Genomic DNA, 18,695 nt, shown 5'->3' with positions numbered 1-18,695 from the left:
CTATGATTAGATCACTGCTGGCCGGGTTCGCGTTGGTGACGGCCCTTGGCTCGGCAGCACCGGCCCTGGCTGACAGCGAGCAGGAATCCCTGAAAGCGGCAGAGCAGCTGTCCGCCATGTTGCGCAGCTACGAAACCTACCAGGCTCGGTTTATCCAGATTGTGGTGGACTCCAGCGGCGGTCGCGTGCAGGAAACCCGGGGCAACCTTAAGGCCAAACGCCCGGGCCTGTTCTACTGGGAAACCGGTGCGCCGCTGTCCCAGTTCATTGTCAGTGATGGTGAAAAAGTAGAGGTTTACGATCCGGACCTGGAGCAGGTGACCATTCATACCCTGGATGACCGTATCCAGACTACTCCGGCGCTGTTGCTCAGTGGCGAAGTGGGTAACCTGAATGAGAGCTACAGGGTGTCTGGCCGCAGTATCGGGGAAGATACCCGGGAGTTTACCCTGGAACCCCGCAGCGCCGACTCGCTGTTCACCTCCTTGCGCCTGAGCTTCTACGATGGTGAACTGCAGGAAATGCGCATGGAGGATTCCCTGTCCCAGATGAGCATTCTCAGCTTTGACGAGATCCGCCTGAACGAAGACATTGAACGCAGCGCCTTCCGGCTGGAATACCCGGAGGAGGTTGATGTTATCCGGGATGGCGTCTGATGCAAGACAGCCTGTTTCAGACTGAAGCCGGTTTCCAGCCGCTGGCCGCCCGCATGCGGCCGGCAACCCTTGATGACTACGTAGGCCAGAAGCACCTCGTTGGCCCCGGCAAACCCCTGCGCCGGGCGGTAGAGCAGGGCCAGTTGCACTCCATGATCCTGTGGGGCCCGCCCGGGGTGGGCAAAACCACCTTTGCCCGGTTGCTGGCCAATGTTGGCGAGCTTTCCTATGAAACCCTGTCTGCCGTACTTAGCGGGGTGAAAGAAATCCGCGAAGTGGTGGAGCGGGCCCGCAATCGAAAACAGTCCCAGGGGCGGGAAACCCTGCTGTTTGTGGACGAGGTGCACCGCTTCAACAAAAGCCAGCAGGATGCTTTTCTTCCTCATATCGAAAACGGCACCTTTATCTTTGTGGGCGCCACTACGGAAAACCCTTCCTTCGAGCTAAACAGCGCCCTGTTATCCCGCACCCGGGTTTACGTGCTCAAAAACCTTGAGCGGGATGACATCCTGCAACTCCTGAACCGGGCGCTCACCAGTGACGCCGGTTTTGGCGGCAGGCTGCTGATTGACGAAGACGTACTGGACACCCTGGCCGAATCCGCCGGTGGCGATGCCCGCCGCGCCCTGAATATTCTGGAAGTCGCGGCCGACCTGGCAGACCCGGAAGGGCCAGAGGCCAGCCGTATTACCGCCGCCACCCTGGAGCAGGTGCTGCAAACCAGTTTGCGCCGCTTCGATAAGGGCGGCGACGTGTTCTACGACCAGATCTCCGCCCTGCACAAATCCGTGCGTGGCTCCAACCCGGACGGCTCCCTGTACTGGCTGTGCCGGATGCTCGACGGCGGTTGCGATCCGCTCTACGTGGCGCGGCGGCTGGTGCGGATTGCCAGCGAGGATATCGGCAACGCGGACCCCCGGGCGCTGCAGATCACCATGCAGGCCTGGGATGCACAGGAAAGGCTCGGCTCTCCGGAAGGGGAACTGGCCCTGGCCCAGGCGGTTACCTACCTGGCCATGGCGCCCAAGAGCAATGCGGTCTACAAGGCCTACAACCAGTGCATGGCCGACATTCGCAAAGACCCGGATTATGAAGTGCCGGTGCACCTGCGAAATGCCCCGACCAAGCTCCTCAAAAGCATGGGCCATGGCGAGGAATACCGTTACGCCCATGACGAGCCGGATGCCTTCGCCGCCGGCGAATCCTACCTGCCGGAAGCCATCCACCAGCGCCGTTATTACGAACCGGTGATGCGCGGGCTGGAAATCAAGCTGGCCGAGAAACGCCAACGGCTCGACGCCCTGGATGCCCAGAGCCCGAAAAAACGCTATTGATACTCCCGGTTTACTGAATTTACGCCGGGCGCAGGGCAGAAGGTGGTCAGCAGCACTGCGGCAGGTATAATGCCGCTATATTCTATTTCATTCGTTAACCGGAAAATTCAGGAAGATCATGCTCGATCCGAAACGTGTCCGTACCCAGACTGAAGAAATCGCCCGCCGGCTGGCCATTAAGAACTTCGAGTTTGATGTGGCTACCTTCGAACGGTTAGAGGAAAGCCGCCGAGCCATCCAGGTTCGTACGGAAACACTGCAGAGCGAGCAGAACAAGCGTTCCAAGTCCATCGGCAAGGCCAAGGCGGCCGGTGAGGATATCCAGCCTTTGCTGGAGGAAGTGGACAACCTGAAGCGCCAGAAGGCTGAAGCGGAAGACGAATTGCGTTCCGTCCAGGAATCCCTGAATGCCTTCTTCGCCGGAATTCCCAACCTGCCGGACGAAGACGTTCCGGCGGGCAAGAATGAAGACGACAACGTTGAAACCCGCCTGTGGGGCACCCCCCGGGAATTCGACTTTGAGCCGAAAGACCACGTGGCACTGGGTGAAGACCTGAAAGGCCTGGATTTCGAGAAAGCCAGCCAGCTGGCCCATTCCCGGTTTGCCGTTATGCGGGGCCAGCTGGCCCGTCTGCACCGGGCCCTGGCCCAGTTCATGCTCGACCTGCACACCGAAGAGCATGGTTACACCGAGGCCTATGTGCCGTACCTGGTGAATGCCAATACCCTGTTTGGTACCGGTCAGTTGCCGAAGTTCGAGGAAGACTTGTTCCGTACCGCCGGCGACAACCCGCTGTACCTGATTCCGACGGCGGAAGTGCCGGCCACCAACCTGGTGTCTGACACCATTCTGGATGATGCGGAGTTGCCGCTGCGCCTGGTCTGCCACACACCCTGTTTCCGCAGCGAAGCCGGCTCATACGGCCGCGACGTGCGGGGCATGATTCGCCAGCACCAGTTCGACAAGGTAGAGCTGGTTCAGGTGGTGCGCCCCGAAGACTCCGCCAAGGCGCTGGAGCAGCTCACCGGCCACGCCGAGAAAGTGCTGCAACTGCTGGAACTGCCGTACCGGGTAATGACCCTGTGTGGCGGCGATATGGGCTTCTCTGCGGCCAAGACCTTCGACCTGGAAGTGTGGTTGCCGGGGCAGGGCAAGTACCGTGAAATTTCTTCCTGCTCCAATACCCGCGATTTCCAGGCCCGCCGTATGCAGGCCCGCTGGCGCAACCCGGAAACCGGCAAGCCGGAGCCGGTACACACCCTTAATGGCTCCGGCCTGGCGGTGGGCCGTGCCATGATTGCGGTGATGGAAAACTACCAGCAGGCGGACGGCAGCATCCTCGTTCCGGAAGTGCTGAAGCCGTATATGAGAGGCCTGGACAGAATCCAATGAGCCAGAATAACGAAGGTACTCCACCGCCAGGAGCGATTGGTGTGGCCTCTGCCGCACCAAGGTATCGGGTGAATCCGATTACCGAAAACCCGAACAACTCTGCCGGAGAGGTTGCCCTGGTGGGCGCCGGGCCCGGCGACCCCGAGTTGCTGACCCTGAAAGCCTGGCGGCTGATTACCAACGCGGAAGTGGTATTGTACGACCGCCTGGTGTCACCGGAAATCATGGCGCTGATTCCGGAAACTGCCGAGAAGATCCATGTCGGCAAGCAGCGTGCTAACCATACCCTGCCGCAGGATCAGATTAACCAGCGCCTGGTGGACCTGGCCCGTGAAGGGCATAAGGTAGTACGCCTGAAGGGCGGCGATCCGTTTATCTTCGGCCGTGGTGGCGAGGAAATCGAAACCCTGGCCCAGGCCGGGGTGCGGTTTCAGGTCGTGCCGGGTATCACCGCCGCCTCTGGTTGTTCGGCCTACGCGGGAATTCCGTTGACCCATCGGGACTATGCCCAGTCGGTCCGGTTTATTACCGGCCACCTGAAGAACGACAGTTGTGATCTGCCCTGGGCTGATTTTGTGCAGACCAGCCAGACCCTGGTGTTCTACATGGGGCTGGTGGGCCTGCCGATTATCAGTCGGGAGTTGATCGCCCACGGCATGGCGCCGGATATGCCGGTTGCACTGGTGTCAAAGGGCACCACGCCGGAGCAGGAAGTCATTACCGGTACGCTGGAGACCATCGTGGGTATTATCGAAAACCGGGAAGTGGCCGCGCCCACGCTGGTGATTATTGGCGAGGTGGTCACCCTGCGCAACCGCCTGGACTGGCTGGGCGTACAACCCGAGCCATATTGAGTTTGGCCAAACATCAGGCACAAAAAAACCGGGCTGAATGAGCCCGGTTTTTTTATGCCTCGCGAATCGAATCAGTCGATTCGCTTGGGCAGTACGTCCTTGAGCTTTTCACGCATGGTGCGGATTGCTTTCTCGGTGGTTTCCCAGTCGATACAGGCGTCGGTCACAGACACGCCGTACTTCAGGTCTGCCAGGTTTTCCGGAATAGACTGGTTGCCCCAGTTGATGTTGCTTTCCACCATCAGGCTCTGGATAGACTTGTTGCCTTCCAGGATCTGGTGGGTAACGTCTTGCATTACCAGCGGCTGGATGGCCGGGTCTTTGCTGGAGTTGGCGTGGCTGCAGTCCACCATGATGGACTTGCGCAGATCGGCTTTCTCCAGCGCCTGCTCACACAGGGCAACGTTCACAGAGTCGTAGTTGGGCTTGCCTCCGCCACCGCGCAGTACTACGTGACCGTAGTTGTTGCCCTTGGTGCGGATGATGGCGCCTTTACCCTGCTGGTCGATGCCCAGGAAGCTGTGAGGGTGGGAGACCGACTTCATGGCGTTAACAGCAACATCCAGGCTGCCGTCGGTGCCGTTCTTGAAGCCGATAGCCATAGACAGGCCACTGCTCATTTCCCGGTGGGTCTGGGATTCCGTGGTACGGGCTCCGATGGCAGACCAGGCGATGGTGTCCTGCAGGTACTGCGGAGAAATCGGATCCAGCGCCTCGGTTGCCGTTGGCAGGCCCAGTTCATTGATATCCAGCAGCAGGCGACGGCCGATGTGCAGGCCCTGTTCGATGTCGAAGGTATCGTTCAGGTGCGGATCGTTGATCAGGCCTTTCCAGCCAACGGTGGTCCGCGGCTTTTCGAAGTAAACCCGCATCACCAGCAGCAGGGTATCGCTGACTTCGTCGGCCAGTTTCTTCAGTCGGTTGGCATAGTCCCGGGCAGCGTCCACGTCGTGGATAGAGCAGGGGCCAACTACAATGAACAGACGGTGGTCTTTGCCGTCCATGATGTCGTAGATTGCCTGACGGCCGTTGGCCACGGTTTCTGCAGCGGTATCTGAAAGCGGCAGTTCGCTTTTCAGGGCTTCAGGAGTGATCAGTGGTTCCTGGCTGGCCACGTTCAGGTTTTCCAGTTTCTTGCCCGACATCTTGTAGTGCTTCCCCGGTGACTGAAGATTAACGCAAATGGTGCCGGCAGGCGGTTGTCCGCCCGCCGGTGAGCTGGTTAGTCTGCGTTATTTGGCAGTGCTTTTCAACGGCGGTGCTCAGTCGTCCAGCGAACCCATGCCGGAGATATTGGCGCCGGCGTCTACGTACAGAATCTCGCCGGTGATACCGGAAGCCAGGTCAGACGACATAAACGCAGCGGCGTTACCTACTTCAATGGTGGTCACGTTACGACGCAACGGAGCGCGCTTGGCGTTCTCGCTCAGCATACGGCGGAAGCTGGCGATACCGGAGGCGGCCAGGGTCTTGATCGGGCCGGCAGAAATCGCGTTCACCCGGATGCCTTCTTCGCCCAGGCTGGCGGCCATGTAACGGACGTTGGCTTCCAGTGAGGCCTTGGCCAGGCCCATCACGTTATAGTTCTGCAGGACACGCTCGGCACCCAGGTAGCTCAGGGTCAGCAGGCTGCTGCCTTCGTGCATCATCTTGCGGGCACCCTTGGCCAGCGCCACGAAGCTGTAGGAGCTGATGTCGTGGGCAATCTTGAAGCCTTCGCGGGTGGTGACATCCACATAGTTGCCGTTCAGCTCGTGGGCCGGGGCAAAGCCAACGGCGTGGATGATGATGTCGATGTTGTCCCAGTGCTTGTTCAGCTCGGTGAACACATTCTCGATTTGCTCGTCGCTGGCGACATCGCAGGGCAGGGTGATAGTGCTGCCCCACTGTTCCGCGAATTTTTCAACGCGGGACTGCAGCTTTTCGTTCTGGTAGGTGAAGGCCAGTTCGGCGCCTTCACGGGCGAACGCCTCGGCAATGCCGTAAGCGATGGAATGCTTGCTGGCTACGCCAACAATCAGTGCTTTCTTGCCACTGAGAATTCCCATGGGTATCTGCTCCCTGTGTTCCTGTGATTTGCGCGTATTATCCCCGACCGGGGTACACGCGGGTAACGGTCAATTGGTCGTAGTCTGGTAGAAGAAGGCTGCGTTCAGCAATTCCCGGGTGTACGGCTGTTCCGGTTGCCGGAAAATCTTCTCCGCATCGCCGTACTCCACGATGCTGCCATGATGGAGCACCAGCAGTTTGTGGCTCAATGCCCGGACGACGGCCAGGTCATGGCTGATAAAGATATAGCTTAACCGATATCGCTGCTGTATATCCCGCAACAGTTCGATCACCTGTTTCTGCACGGTTCGGTCCAGCGCGGATGTCGGCTCGTCCAGGATAATCAGCTCAGGTTGCAGAACCAGGGCACGGGCGATGGCAATGCGCTGGCGTTGCCCACCGGAGAACTCATGGGGGTATCGGTGCCTGGCTTCCGGGTCCAGGCCGACATCCTGCAAGGCCCGGATGACACGGGCTTCGTGCTGGTCCTGGTTGTCCGGGTCGTGAATCGTCAGGCCTTCGCCAACAATTTCGGCAATGGACATGCGCGGGCTCAGGCTGCCGAACGGGTCCTGGAACACAATCTGGATACGCTTGCGCCAGGGCCGGAAGGCTTTCTGGGTGAGGTTGCCGATGTCGGTGCCACCCAGCTGGATGTTGCCGGTTGCGCCGGTAAGCTTTAACAAGGCGTGGCCGATGGTGGTCTTGCCACTGCCGCTTTCGCCGACAATGCCCAGGGTTTCCCCGGGGCGCACCGTGAAAGCCACGTCCCGAACGGCGTGGTAGCTCTCTTTTACCCGGCCAAACAGGTCCTTTTTGATGGGGAAGTGCACGTTCAGCTTATCGACTTTGATCAGCTCAGGGCCGCCGGTTTCTGCCGCAACCGGGTGTTCCGGTGGCTCCGCATCAATCAGCTTGCGGGTGTAGGGGTGGGATGGCGATTCAAACAGGATGGCGACCGGTGCTTCCTCGACCCGTTTGCCGCGCTCCATAACCACCACGTTATCGGCATACCGGCGCACCAGGCTCAGGTCATGGGTAATCAGCAGCATGGCCATACCGAGCTTCTGCTGCAGGGATTTAAGCAGTTCCAGCACCTGCTTCTGTACGGTGACATCCAGGGCGGTGGTGGGTTCGTCTGCAATCAGTAACTCCGGCTCGTTGGCCAGGGCCATGGCGATCATGACCCGTTGCTTCTGCCCACCAGAAAGCTGGTGCGGATAACTCTTGAGGCGACGTTCCGGTTCCGGAATGCCCACCAGCGCCAGTAATTCCATGCATCGCGCCCGGGCTTGCTCGCCCCGCAGGCCCATGTGCAGTTCCAGCGTTTCGGTGATCTGCTTCTCTACCGTGTGCAGCGGGTTCAGGGAGGTCATGGGCTCCTGGAAGATCATGCTGATCTTCCGCCCCCGGATTTGCCGCAACCGTTTTTCCGGGGCCTTCAGAAGGTCTTCGCCCTGATAGGTGATGCTGCCAGACGGATAGTCGGCGTGGCGCTCGTCCAGAAGGCGCAGTACCGACAGGGCGGAAACCGACTTACCGGAACCGCTTTCACCCACCAGCGCCAGGGTCTGGCCTTTGTTGATGGATAGCGACAGGTCGTCCACCACCAGCGGGCCCTTGTCGAAACGGATGGAAAGCCCCGAGATGTTCAGTAGTTCGCTCATATCAGTTCTTTCTCGGGTCAAAGGCATCACGCACGGCTTCGCCGGTAAACACCAGCAAGGTCAGCATCACGGACAAAGACACGAACGCCGAAATGCCCAGCCAGGGTGCGTGCAGGTTGGACTTGCCCTGGGCGATCAGTTCCCCCAGGGATGGCGACCCGGATGGCAGGCCGAAACCCAGGAAATCCAGTGAGGTCAGGCCGGTAATGGCACCGGTCAGGATAAAGGGCAGGAAGGTGAGGGTGGCGACCATGGCGTTGGGCAGTATGTGCCGGAACATGATGTGACGGTTCTCCAGGCCCAGGGCACGGGCAGCCTTCACGTACTCGAAGTTTCGGGCCCGCAGGAACTCGGCGCGCACCACATCTACCAGCCCCATCCAGCTGAACAGCAGCATGATGCCCAGCAGCCACCAGAAATTGGGTTGCACAATGGCTGACAGGATAATCAGCAGGTAGAGCATGGGCAGGCCGGACCAGATTTCGATGAACCGTTGCCCGAACAGGTCAACCTTACCGCCGTAATAGCCCTGAATGGCCCCCACGATCACGCCTACAACACAGCTGGCAATGGTGAGGGTCAGGCCGAACACCACGGAAATCCGGAAACCATAGATAACGCGGGCGGCGACATCCCGGCCCTGGTCATCGGTACCCAGCCAGTTCTCGGCACTGGGGGGCGCTGGTGACGGTACATCCAGGTCGTAGTTGATGGTGTTGTAGCTGAAGCGGATCGGTGGCCAGATCATCCAGCCTTTAGCGTTGATTTCCCCGGCGATAAAATCATCCCGGTAGTCCGTTTCGGTGGGCAGGAAGCCGCCAAAGGTTTCCTCCGGTACGTTCTGTACTACCGGGAAATACCAGTCGCCCTGATAGGACACCATCAACGGCTTGTCGTTGGCGATCAGCTCGGCGGCCAGGGACAGGCCAAATAGCAACAGGAACACCCACAGGCTCCAGTAGCCGCGCCGGTTGGCCTTGAAGTTACTAAGCCGTCGCTTCTGTATGGGAGAGAGTGTTGGCACTACGCACCCTCCCGGCTTTCAAAGTCGATACGGGGGTCCACCAGCACGTAGGTAATGTCGCTGATCAGCTTCAGGACCAGGCCCATCAAGGTGAAGATGTACAGGGTGCCGAAGATGACCGGGTAATCCCGATTGAGGGCGGCCTCGAAACCCAGCAAGCCCAGCCCGTCCAGGGAGAAGATAACTTCAATCAGCAGGGAACCGGTAAAGAACAGCGACACCAGTACCCCGGGCAGGCTGGCAATCACAATCAGCATGGCGTTACGGAATACATGGCCGTAAAGCACCTGTTTTTCCTCAAGGCCCTTGGCCCTGGCCGTAACCACGTACTGCTTGCCGATTTCATCCAGGAAGGAGTTCTTGGTGAGCAGGGTCAGGGTGGCAAAGCCGCCAATGACGTTGGCGGTTACCGGCAGGGCCAGGTGCCAGAAGTAGTCACCAATCTTCTGGTACCAGGTCATCTGCTCGAAATCGGCGGAGGTCAGCCCCCGCAGCGGGAACCAGTCGAAGTAACTGCCACCGGCAAACAGTACGATCAGCAGGATGGCGAACAGAAAGCCGGGGATGGCGTAGCCCACCACGATGGCGGAACTGGTCCAGACGTCGAAGCGCGAACCGTCCGAGACCGCTTTGCGAATACCCAGGGGAATAGAGATCAGATAAATGATGAGGGTAGACCAGAGCCCCAGGGATATCGAAACGGGCATTTTGTCGATGATCAGTTCGATGACCGTACGATCCCGGAAGAAAGACTCGCCGAAATCGAAGGTGGCGTAGTCCTTTAACATCATCAGAAAACGTTCATGGGCGGGCTTGTCGAAGCCGTACATTGCCTCGATTTCTTGCAGCAGTTCCGGAGGCAGGCCCCGGGAACCCCGGCTGTCAGAAGAGCCCGACGCCACCTCGCCGCCGGTGTCCCCGCCACCGGCCCGGGCCAGGGCGCTGCCGCCATGGCCTTCCATTTCAGCGATCAGCTGTTCTACAGGTCCGCCGGGCGCCGCCTGCACGATAATAAAGTTCAGCAGCATTATCCCGACCAGGGTCGGGATAATCAGGGCCAGCCTGCGGAGTATGTAAATGCCCATTGAGGGGAGGAGTCCTTCCGTTACTGCTGTGGAATAAACCGGCGGGTCAGGGTTTGACCCACCAGTTGTTCAGGTCGATACCGTTTTTCGGTGTGACCTCCGGGCGCTGCAGTTTGTTCCAGTACGCAACCCGGTCCCTGGTCAGGTGCCAGTGGGGGATCACATAGTGGCCGTGCAACAATACCCTGTCCAGGGCGCGGACGCGGTGCACCAGTTCGTCCCGGTCCGGTGCCTGGATGACCATCTCCACCAGGCGGTCCACCACCGGGTCACTCACACCCATGTAGTTGCGGGAACCGGACACATCCACGTTGGATGAGTGCCAGTATTCACGCTGCTCATTGCCCGGAGAATCGGACTGGGGCAATACCTGGGTGATCATGTCGAAATCGAAATCCCGTACCCGCTGAACATACTGGTTGCTGTCCACCAGCCGCACGGATACGTCAATCCCGAGGCGCTCAAGGTTCTGCCGGAAGGGCAGGACAACGCGCTCGAAACTTTTCTGAAACAGCAGCACCTCAAAGGCCAGTGGCTTGCCGGTTTCCGCGTGCACCATCTTGCCGTCGCGGACGCTGTAGCCGGCTTGCTGCAGCAGTTGCATGGCCGTGCGCAGGTTATCCCGCATGGAGGTGCCGTCACCGGTCGTCGGAGGCGTGTAGGTCTCGGTGAAAACAGCCGGGGTCAGCTGATCCCGGAACGTCTCGAGAATCTCCAGCTCGCGGCCGGAGGGCAAGCCGGAGGAGGCCAGGTCGCTGTTCTCGAAATAGCTGTCGGTGCGGGTGTACTGATCGAAGAACAGGTTGCGGTTGGCCCATTCAAAGTCAAAGGCATAGGCCAGGGCCCTGCGTACCTTCGGGTCTTTGAACACTGCTTTGCGAGTGTTGAAGACAAAGCCCTGCATGCCGCTGGGGCGGTGGTGTTCAACCGCTTCCTTGGTGATTTCGCCGTTGTCGAAGCCGCGCCCGGTGTAGGCAGTGGCCCAGTTCTTGGCTGAGGTCTCCACCCGCAAATCGAAGTTGCCGGCCTTGAAGGATTCCAGGGCGACGGTATCGTCGTTGTAGTACTCGTACTTGATGCGATCAAAATTGAAACGGCCCTTGCGGATGCCCAGGTCTTCCGCCCAATAGTCATCGACCCGCTCATAGGTTACCGAGCGCCCGGCCTCGTAGCTGTCGATGCGGTATGGGCCGCTGCCAACCGGGACATCCAGGCCGTTACCTTCGAACTTGCGGTCGGCCCAGTAGTGGGCCGGCATCACAGGCATTTGCCCGAGGATCAGGGGTAGTTCACGGTTTTCGGTTGCACCGAAATCAAAGCGGATACGATGGCTGTTTTCGACGGTGACCTTGCTCACGTCCGCATAGTAGTTGCGGTAAAAAGGGTGGCCTTCGGTGGTGAGTATCCGGTACGAGAATTCAACGTCTTCGGCGGTAATGGGTTCACCGTCCTGGAAGCGGGCCTGCTCCCGCAGGTTAAAGATCACGTAGCTGCGGTCTTCCGGTACTTCAACGCTCCCGGCGATCAGTCCGTATTCGGAAAACGGTTCGTCGGCAGAGGATTCCAGGAGGGTGTCGTAAACGTAGGTACTGACGCCAGCTGCCGCAACACCCCGGATAACAAACGGGTTGAAGCTGTCGAAGCCGTTGGCGACCACAGACATACGCAGGGTTCCGCCCTTCGGGGCGTCCGGATTTACGTAGTCAAAGTGGCTGAAATCTTCCGGATACTTCAGCTCGCCGTGCATGGCAATGCCGTGCACGGGAGCGGGATTCGAAGCCGCCGGGGTTTCCGCAACGGTGGTTGCTGCGGTGGCCATCAGGGCCAGGGAGGTGAAAATACTGGTCAGTGAAAAGGCGGCTTTCCGTGTTTTTATCATGGTTCTCGCACGTTAAGGGCTGTTTCTTATGTCAACGTAGAGTACCAGACTTTGTCCGGGTTGCAGATAACGCTTGGTATTAAGATCGTTCCATGATGCGATGTCCCGCACATTCACCGAGAAACGGCTGGCAATGGCAGACAGTGAGTCGCCACTGCGGACCCGGTAGCCCACCTTGCGAACCATCGCCTTGCTGCGGGCGGAGTTGTTGGAGGCAACGGTGGGTTGTGCGTTCTTGGACCAGATAACCAGCTTCTTGCCGGGAATCAGCGGGTCGCCGGGGGCCATGCCGTTCCAGGCAGCCACTTCACGCACCGATACCCGGTGTTCGCGGGCGATGTCCCAGAAGGTGTCACCGGAACGCACGGTATAGGAAACCTTGTTGCCATCCCGCTTGCGTGACTGGGTGCGCTGCAGGCGCTGGGACTGGCTCAGGGCATAGGCATCAGCGCCGCGGGTTGAGGATGGAATCAGCAGGCTCTGGCCAATGCGGATCAGGTCGGAATCCAGTTTGTTCACCTGGCGCACCACGGACGTAGTCGTGCCGAACTTCCGGGCGATGCTGTTCAGGTTGTCGCCCTTGCGGACCTTGTAGTTCTGCCAGGATACACGCTGTTCTTTCGGGAAATTCGCCAGGGCCTGGCGGAACTCTCCGGCATTCTGTTTCGGAACCAGGAGACGGTGCGGGCCTTCCGGATTGGTGGCCCAGCGATTGTAAGACGGGTTCAGCAGGTAGATTTCATCAATATCCACCCCGGCCAGCTCGGCAGCCTGTGCCAGGTCCAGCTGTGAGCCGGTATCCACCACTTCGAAGTAGGGCTCGTCGTCCAGTGCTGGCAACTCGATGCCATAGGCTTCGGGGTTGTCGAAGATCTTGGCCAGTGCAATCAGCTTGGGCACATAGTGGCTGGTTTCCTTGGGCAGTGACAGAGACCAGAAATCCGTCGGCTTTCCAGCATTCCGGTTACGCCGCATGGCGCTGGATACGGTGCCGCCACCGGCATTATAGGCGGCCAGGGCGAGGGTATAGTCACCGTCAAACCGCTTCGCTAGACGGTCCAGGTAGGTCAGGGCTGCGTCGGTTGCTTCCAGCACATCACGGCGGTCGTCGTGCCACCAGCTTTGGGTCAGGCCGAAGTATTTGCCGGTAGAAGGAATGAACTGCCAGAGGCCGGCTGCCCGGCCATGGGAATAGGCAAACGGGTCGAACGCACTTTCGACAATCGGAAGCAGGGCCATTTCTGTCGGCAAACCCCGTGCCTCGGTTTCTTCCACAATATGGTGCAGGTAACGGGAGCCCCGTTCGACAACCCGCTTGATGTAGCTCGGGTGGCGGGCGTACCAGTCGAGTTGCGATTTGACCCTGGCGTTGTCGACAGCGTGGTCCATGGCGAAACCTGAACGCATCCGGTCCCAAAGGTCCTGGCTGTCGGCACTGGCATCTGCCCGGGTTTTCGGATCATCCAGCTTTTGCCGGGCATCCTTCGCCTTGGCGCGCAGTTCCGGGGATATGGCGTCATCCAGCGGGGCATCCGTGGCTTCATCGCTATTGCCGGCAGCCACCGAGGCTTTCAGGTCTTCGTCTCCCCGGGCTACCACTACCTTCTCGGAATCCACCGGGTTGCCTTGCTGGTCAGTGTCCGATCCGAACCAGGCTGATGGGGAGTTCCAGTTCTCCATGATCTGGGGACTGCTGCAGGCAGAAAGCAGCGAGGAAGCGAGTAACACATATGAGAGTCGTTTGACCGGCATAAAAGAGTTCCGAGTAGCGCCGGCAGCGTCATGTATAAAGGGCCGGCAGAAATGACTGGTTACGGTCGATAGCAGGTTGGGATTCTAAGAAAGCCCTTTCACGGCGGTCAAGAATTGCCGTGTTACAGCTGTGACAAGAACTGTTAACCGGCAGCGCCGGAAAGGATCAGAAATGATCCTTTCCGTGCCGGACTGCTGCAAAAATTTCGCTGTCCGAGCCAGAGGGCAAACCCTGCTCAGCGCAGTACCGATGGGCAGCTTCTGCCACTGCCGGGTCGTCCCAGCGCAGGAACAGGTTCAGCGATTTCTCGGCGGCTATGGTTGAGGGCACGGTGGGCAGGCCCTGGTCACGGCGTGCCTGGCACTGTTGCTCGAAATCCGCGAGGGCCTGGTCGTCGGGCAACCAGCTGCGGGCAAAGCGCAGGTTGGCCAGGGTGTATTCATGGGCGCAATACACGGCTGTATCCCCGGGCAGGTCCCGGAGGGTACTCAGGGACTGGTGCATTTGCTCCGCCGTGCCTTCGAACAAGCGACCACAACCGCCAACAAACAAGGTGTCGCCACAAAACAGTACCGGCTTGCCATCGACCTGTGTGGGGCTGAAATAAGCCAGGTGGTCGAGGGTGTGGCCCGGCACGGCCAGCACGTCAAAGGTCAGCCCCTGCCAGATAACTTCGTCACCGGGGTGAACCGGGTGATTGCTGCCCTTGAACGGGGATTCCGCCGGCCCGACCACGCGCACGTCTGGCCATGTCTGCTGCAGGTCTTTGATGCCGCCGACGTGGTCCGGGTGATGGTGGGTAACCAGGATGGTGTCTGCAACCAGGTTGTTGGCGACCAGGTAGTCCTTCACCGGCTGAGCCTGCCCAGGGTCTACAATCAGTGCCTTGCCGGTCTCCTGGTCTGCCAGGCACCAGATATAGTTGTCTGAAAACGCCGGAATCGGGTGAATACTGAACATGGTGACCCCATGTGCTCGATGAATGTGCCTGTTATGATAATGCAACCGTGCTGTCATCCCAAGAAGCGCGCCCGCGAATCCGGCCCGGAACAGGGGCGCTGATGTTGGAGAAATCCTGGTGAAAGGTTTGCAGCCTGTAGATTATTCCGCACGCCACGAAAGTTTCGAGCGCTGGATACAGACCCCGCTTGGCCGCGCCCTGCTGGCCAGCCAGCGGCGTGTCCTTGACCATCACCTGGATGGATTAACCGGCGCCCGGCAATTGCAGGTGGGGCTGAGCCATCGATTGCCCCTGGCCAGCGGTACCGACTTCTCCCAGAAAATTATCACCACGCCAGCCTGGTATACCCACATGCCGGACGGCGTAGCGGTTTGCGATGCGGACGAGTTGCCGTTTCCCGGGGATTCCATGGACCTGGTCATCCTGCACCACACTGCCGACTTTTCGCCGGATCCACACCAGGTGCTCCGGGAGTCGGCCCGGGTTTTGCGGGGAGAAGGGCACCTGGCTTTGATCGGATTTAACCCGCTCAGTCTCTGGGGCGCGCGCAAGCTTGTTTCCCGGCATCAGCTTGGCCCATGGGGCGGTCGTTTTCTGCTCCGGGCGAGGATGGAAGACTGGCTCAGGTTGCTGGGGTTTCAGCTGGAGGGCAGTGCCACGTTTTTCTGTACGCTTCCGCTGCAAAGAAAGGGCAACTATATAAGCCGGCAAAGCAAAGACCTGGATTGTCATGGACATTTCCTGCCAGTCGGGGCCTATTACTGTATCCTTGCCCGCAAACGTGTCTATGCCCGGTTGCAGCGGCGGGTGCCCTGGCGCAAAACACGGGTCGTGTCGTTACCCGGGGCTGTGGGTTCCCACGGAACCTGCGCCAGTACCGGCACGGTAAAGAAACAGCAGAACAGTTCAGGAGTGTGAATGGCCGGCAAGGTAGTGATGTATACCGATGGTGCCTGTAAAGGTAACCCGGGCCCCGGCGGGTGGGGTGTATTGTTGCGTTATGGCGATGCCTGCAAAACCATGCACGGCGGAGAGGCGCAAACCACCAATAACCGTATGGAACTCATGGCCGCCATTCAGGGCTTGAGGGCGTTGAAGCGGGAGTGTGAGGTGGAACTGTACACCGATTCCCAATACGTCCGTAAAGGCATCACCGAATGGATGGCCGGCTGGAAGCGTAACGGCTGGAAAAACTCGGCCAAAAAACCGGTTAAAAACGCCGACCTCTGGCAGGAGCTTGATGCTGAAGCCGCCCGGCACAAAGTAAGCTGGCACTGGGTCAAAGGGCATTCCGGCCACCCGGATAACGAGCTGGCGGATGAGCTGGCGAATCGTGGCGTGGCTGAGTTGTCCGGCAGCTGAACCGGCATTTTCTAAAGTCTGATGGGTATTTCTGAAGGTAAGCAATGAGACAGATCGTACTGGATACCGAAACAACGGGTATTGATCCCAACGACGGCCACCGGATTATCGAGATTGGTTGTGTTGAGGTGGTCGAGCGGGAGCTGACGGGCAGGAACTACCACGTTTACATCAATCCGGAACGGGAAGTGGAAGCCGAAGCCATAACCGTTCACGGCATTACCAATGAATTCCTGACAGACAAACCGAAATTTGCGGAGATTGCCGACGAGTTCTTCGAATTCATCAAGGGCGCAGAGCTGGTCATTCATAACGCGGCGTTCGACGTCGGTTTCATGGATTCCGAGTTTGCCCGCCTGAAGCCTGTCCGCAAAACGGCAGACCACTGCGGTATTGTCGATACCCTGGCTATCGCCCGGGCCAAGCATCCGGGCCAGAAGAACAACCTGGACGCACTCTGTAAGCGTTACGGCGTGGATAACAGCAACCGTGACCTGCACGGCGCTTTGCTGGATGCCGAGATCCTGGCCGATGTCTATCTGCTGATGACCGGCGGCCAGACCGCGTTGTCACTGGACAGCGGGACCGGTGACGACGGCAGCGCCGGGGGGCTGCGCAGGATCAGTTCAGAGCGCCAGCCGCTGGCCGTTGTGCGCGCCAGTGATGAAGAAGCCGAAGCCCATGAGGCATTCATGGCAATGATGGAAAAACAGGCCGGCGGAACGGTCTGGAGCAAGTTACAGGGAGCAGAATGAGAACTGGGTCAGGGTGTACCAAATGTTACATTCCGGCTTTCTTGAGGTACTTGAATTCTGTGTTATAAGTAATGGGAAGTTCGCCAGTTTTTTGGTAACTGATTATTCTTTGTAAGGAAGCAGGAAACGTTTATGGTTCAATCGTCTCTGGCGACGAAATCGCAGTCGTTTGATCTGGTCAAAAGCGAAATCGAACAGACCATCAAGCAGGCCGAGGCCAGCCTTGAACGTTTCCAGGAAAACCGCGAGAGCGGGGAAGACCTGCAAAACTGTGTCGATTACCTGAACCAGCTTCGCGGCATTTTCCTGTTGGTGGAGCTGCGCGGTGGCACCCTGCTTTGCCAGGAAGCCGTCAGCCTGGCCAACGATGTACCTGTTGGCGCCAACGACGACAAAAACATTCTCCTGACCACTCTCAGCGGTGCGCTGTTTATCCTTCGCCGCTATGTGGAGTATTACCACCAGCAGCGGGAAGACCATCCCGAACTGTTGCTGCCGGTGATAAACGATCTGCGCGAAGCCCGCCGCGAAAAACCTTATCCCGAATCCTGCTTTTTTGACCTGGAGGTCAGGGAGCGTCCGGATTTCTGCAAGGGCAAGGCGATTCAGCCGCTGGAAGGTGGCGAAGCGGAATACGAAATCCTTGCCCGGCGCATGCGCCTGACCTTCCAGGTGGCGTTGCTGGGTGTTCTCCGGGACAGGAACGAAGTGGTCAGCAAAAAACTGATCGCCCGCTCGGCCCGGGGCTTTGCAAGGTTATGCCAGGGCGCACCCATGGGGCAGATGTGGTGTTTGCTGGCCACCGTGGCGGACACCATGCTCGACCGGGCGATGGTGTTCAACAAAGCTCGCAAGCGGCTGCTGATGCGTATTGAGAAATACGCCCGTGAAGTGGTGTATGTGGGCAAGGTTGCTACCGCAAAAGACGCTCCTGACTCCCTGATTCGTGACCTGGTCTACCTGCTGTACCGCAGTGGTTCCGGCAACCCGGAAGTCGCTGAAGTCTTGTCGGCCTGGCAGGTAGCACCGTCTGATTTTCCGGACTCCCTTCTGGAAGCCCACTCCCGCCGGTTATACGGCCCGGGTTCCGATGTCCTGAAATCCCTGTCGGAAGCGCTGCAGGAAGAGCTGAACCAGCTCAAGGACAAACTGGATATCATCGAGCGGGGCATCGAGCCAGACCTGGCTGAACTGGTGTCCATTGCCGAGTCTCTCGAACGCCTGGCCAATACCCTGGTGATGCTCGACCTGAACCGTCTGGCGGGTGTTGCCCGTGAAGAAGCTGGCAAGCTTCGCCAGTGGCAAAAAGAGGATCGCTTGCCGGAGGAAGACGAACTATATCGCCTGGCCGATTCGGTGCTGGGTATTGAAGACGCGGTGATGCAGATTGTGTCCCGTGGTATTACCTCAGAAACCGACGCCCTGGCTACCAGTGAGCGCAAAGCAGAAGAGTCGATTTACCTGCAGGAAGCGGTCTGGGTGGTAGCAGAGGAAGCCCGAAGTGCACTGACCCTGGCCAAGCGGGCGATTACCGCGTTTATTGAATCTGATTACGACAAGCTGCACCTGGCAAACCTGCCCGGAACATTGCGAAGCATCTGGGGTGGCCTGGTGATGGTCAACGATCCGCAGGCCGCGGATGTGATCGCACGCGTTGCGGCTTCTATTCAGGAGCGGCTGCTGGATGCCCGCGAAGCGCCGGTTTCCCAGGTGCTGGAAGCGCTGGCGGATGCTCTGACCTCGCTGGAATACTACATTGAAAGCATCGGCCGCCGGGAAGATCGCAATACCGATCTTCTGAAGCTGGCGGAATCATCGCTGGATGACGTAGGGCTGTAACAGCCGGCCCGTTTTTAGGGCTTTTGTCCAGCCACAAAAAAACCTGCGACTTGCGCAGGTTTTTTTGTAGAGCGTTCGGCAGGG

General features: G+C 59.0%; 15 protein-coding genes and 1 pseudogene. 8 read left to right on the top strand and 8 right to left on the bottom strand.

Features of this window, described 5'->3' with window-relative positions:
- Window positions 1-2 precede the first annotated feature (2 nt).
- The 4 genes and pseudogenes from lolA to cobA form a co-directional block, all read left to right on the top strand.
- Window positions 3-656, top strand: a complete 654-nt coding sequence (gene lolA, locus LWH94_RS02140) for an outer membrane lipoprotein chaperone LolA (protein ID WP_058340856.1) — start codon at window positions 3-5, stop codon at window positions 654-656.
- Window positions 656-1,990 carry a replication-associated recombination protein A gene (locus LWH94_RS02135; protein ID WP_269802454.1) on the top strand — a complete coding sequence of 445 codons (1,335 nt, stop codon included), beginning with the start codon at window positions 656-658 and terminating at the stop codon, window positions 1,988-1,990. The genes lolA and LWH94_RS02135 overlap by 1 nt, the downstream gene beginning before the upstream one ends.
- A 118-nt stretch (window positions 1,991-2,108) precedes the next feature.
- Window positions 2,109-3,383 carry a serine--tRNA ligase gene (gene serS / locus LWH94_RS02130; RefSeq protein ID WP_232901081.1) on the top strand — a complete coding sequence of 425 codons (1,275 nt, stop codon included), beginning with the start codon at window positions 2,109-2,111 and terminating at the stop codon, window positions 3,381-3,383.
- Window positions 3,384-3,421: 38 nt separating this feature from the next.
- Window positions 3,422-4,237, top strand: a pseudogene (cobA, locus tag LWH94_RS02125) (uroporphyrinogen-III C-methyltransferase); the annotation flags it as partial.
- 71 nt (window positions 4,238-4,308) lie between these two features.
- Here the strand turns inward: cobA and LWH94_RS02120 are convergent.
- The 8 genes from LWH94_RS02120 to gloB form a co-directional block, all read right to left on the bottom strand.
- A complete protein-coding gene (locus LWH94_RS02120; RefSeq protein WP_058340860.1) occupies window positions 4,309-5,382 on the bottom strand; it encodes a 3-deoxy-7-phosphoheptulonate synthase in 1,074 nt (357 codons plus the stop codon).
- 117 nt (window positions 5,383-5,499) lie between these two features.
- Window positions 5,500-6,285, bottom strand: coding sequence for an enoyl-ACP reductase FabI (locus tag LWH94_RS02115; protein ID WP_232901080.1), 786 nt, complete (start codon window positions 6,283-6,285; stop codon window positions 5,500-5,502).
- Window positions 6,286-6,354: 69 nt separating this feature from the next.
- Entirely contained in the window at window positions 6,355-7,953 is a 1,599-nt protein-coding gene (locus LWH94_RS02110) for an ABC transporter ATP-binding protein (RefSeq protein WP_058340862.1), read from the bottom strand.
- Between the two features lies 1 nt (window position 7,954).
- Window positions 7,955-8,977 (bottom strand): ABC transporter permease, encoded by a 1,023-nt coding sequence (locus LWH94_RS02105; protein WP_232901079.1) that lies wholly within the window; start codon window positions 8,975-8,977, stop codon window positions 7,955-7,957.
- The gene (locus LWH94_RS02100; RefSeq protein ID WP_232901078.1) at window positions 8,977-10,062 is read right to left on the bottom strand and encodes a microcin C ABC transporter permease YejB; all 1,086 of its coding nucleotides are present in this window, start codon (window positions 10,060-10,062) and stop codon (window positions 8,977-8,979) included. Before LWH94_RS02100 ends, LWH94_RS02105 begins: the two co-directional genes overlap by 1 nt.
- 46 nt (window positions 10,063-10,108) lie before the next feature.
- A complete protein-coding gene (locus LWH94_RS02095; RefSeq protein WP_232901077.1) occupies window positions 10,109-11,941 on the bottom strand; it encodes an extracellular solute-binding protein in 1,833 nt (610 codons plus the stop codon).
- 12 nt (window positions 11,942-11,953) lie between these two features.
- Window positions 11,954-13,693, bottom strand: a complete 1,740-nt coding sequence (locus tag LWH94_RS02090; protein WP_232901076.1) for a LysM peptidoglycan-binding domain-containing protein — start codon at window positions 13,691-13,693, stop codon at window positions 11,954-11,956.
- A gap of 166 nt (window positions 13,694-13,859) precedes the next feature.
- Window positions 13,860-14,654 carry a hydroxyacylglutathione hydrolase gene (gene gloB / locus LWH94_RS02085; protein ID WP_232901075.1) on the bottom strand — a complete coding sequence of 265 codons (795 nt, stop codon included), beginning with the start codon at window positions 14,652-14,654 and terminating at the stop codon, window positions 13,860-13,862.
- A gap of 118 nt (window positions 14,655-14,772) precedes the next feature.
- Between gloB and LWH94_RS02080 the strand changes: the two genes are divergently transcribed.
- The 4 genes from LWH94_RS02080 to LWH94_RS02065 all read left to right on the top strand — a co-directional run bounded on the left by LWH94_RS02080 (window position 14,773) and on the right by LWH94_RS02065 (window position 18,611).
- On the top strand, window positions 14,773-15,573 hold the full coding sequence (locus LWH94_RS02080) for a class I SAM-dependent methyltransferase (protein WP_058340990.1): 801 nt from the start codon (window positions 14,773-14,775) through the stop codon (window positions 15,571-15,573).
- Window positions 15,574-16,017: a ribonuclease HI gene (rnhA, locus tag LWH94_RS02075; RefSeq protein ID WP_199457563.1), complete on the top strand. Its 444-nt coding sequence runs from the start codon at window positions 15,574-15,576 to the stop codon at window positions 16,015-16,017.
- A gap of 44 nt (window positions 16,018-16,061) precedes the next feature.
- Window positions 16,062-16,772 carry a DNA polymerase III subunit epsilon gene (gene dnaQ / locus LWH94_RS02070; protein WP_232901074.1) on the top strand — a complete coding sequence of 237 codons (711 nt, stop codon included), beginning with the start codon at window positions 16,062-16,064 and terminating at the stop codon, window positions 16,770-16,772.
- A gap of 132 nt (window positions 16,773-16,904) precedes the next feature.
- Entirely contained in the window at window positions 16,905-18,611 is a 1,707-nt protein-coding gene (locus LWH94_RS02065; RefSeq protein WP_232901073.1) for a chemotaxis protein, read from the top strand.
- Window positions 18,612-18,695 lie beyond the last annotated feature (84 nt).

Origin of the sequence: Marinobacter sp. G11 (assembly GCF_021282325.1) — a bacterium.
GTDB lineage: Bacteria > Pseudomonadota > Gammaproteobacteria > Pseudomonadales > Oleiphilaceae > Marinobacter > Marinobacter vinifirmus.
Note: the sequence above shows the minus strand (reverse complement) of the source record. Positions and strands in the feature narration are given on the sequence as shown.

Coding starts and splice junctions, on each gene's coding strand:
- LWH94_RS02135 (WP_269802454.1), top strand. CDS start 656: ATGCAAGACAGCCTGTTTCAGACTGAAGCCGGTTTCCAGCCGCTGGCC.
- LWH94_RS02110 (WP_058340862.1), bottom strand. CDS start 7,953: ATGAGCGAACTACTGAACATCTCGGGGCTTTCCATCCGTTTCGACAAG.
- LWH94_RS02065 (WP_232901073.1), top strand. CDS start 16,905: ATGGTTCAATCGTCTCTGGCGACGAAATCGCAGTCGTTTGATCTGGTC.
- serS (WP_232901081.1), top strand. CDS start 2,109: ATGCTCGATCCGAAACGTGTCCGTACCCAGACTGAAGAAATCGCCCGC.
- LWH94_RS02120 (WP_058340860.1), bottom strand. CDS start 5,382: ATGTCGGGCAAGAAACTGGAAAACCTGAACGTGGCCAGCCAGGAACCA.
- rnhA (WP_199457563.1), top strand. CDS start 15,574: ATGGCCGGCAAGGTAGTGATGTATACCGATGGTGCCTGTAAAGGTAAC.
- LWH94_RS02095 (WP_232901077.1), bottom strand. CDS start 11,941: ATGATAAAAACACGGAAAGCCGCCTTTTCACTGACCAGTATTTTCACC.
- LWH94_RS02100 (WP_232901078.1), bottom strand. CDS start 10,062: ATGGGCATTTACATACTCCGCAGGCTGGCCCTGATTATCCCGACCCTG.
- LWH94_RS02090 (WP_232901076.1), bottom strand. CDS start 13,693: ATGCCGGTCAAACGACTCTCATATGTGTTACTCGCTTCCTCGCTGCTT.
- dnaQ (WP_232901074.1), top strand. CDS start 16,062: ATGAGACAGATCGTACTGGATACCGAAACAACGGGTATTGATCCCAAC.
- lolA (WP_058340856.1), top strand. CDS start 3: ATGATTAGATCACTGCTGGCCGGGTTCGCGTTGGTGACGGCCCTTGGC.
- gloB (WP_232901075.1), bottom strand. CDS start 14,654: ATGTTCAGTATTCACCCGATTCCGGCGTTTTCAGACAACTATATCTGG.
- LWH94_RS02115 (WP_232901080.1), bottom strand. CDS start 6,285: ATGGGAATTCTCAGTGGCAAGAAAGCACTGATTGTTGGCGTAGCCAGC.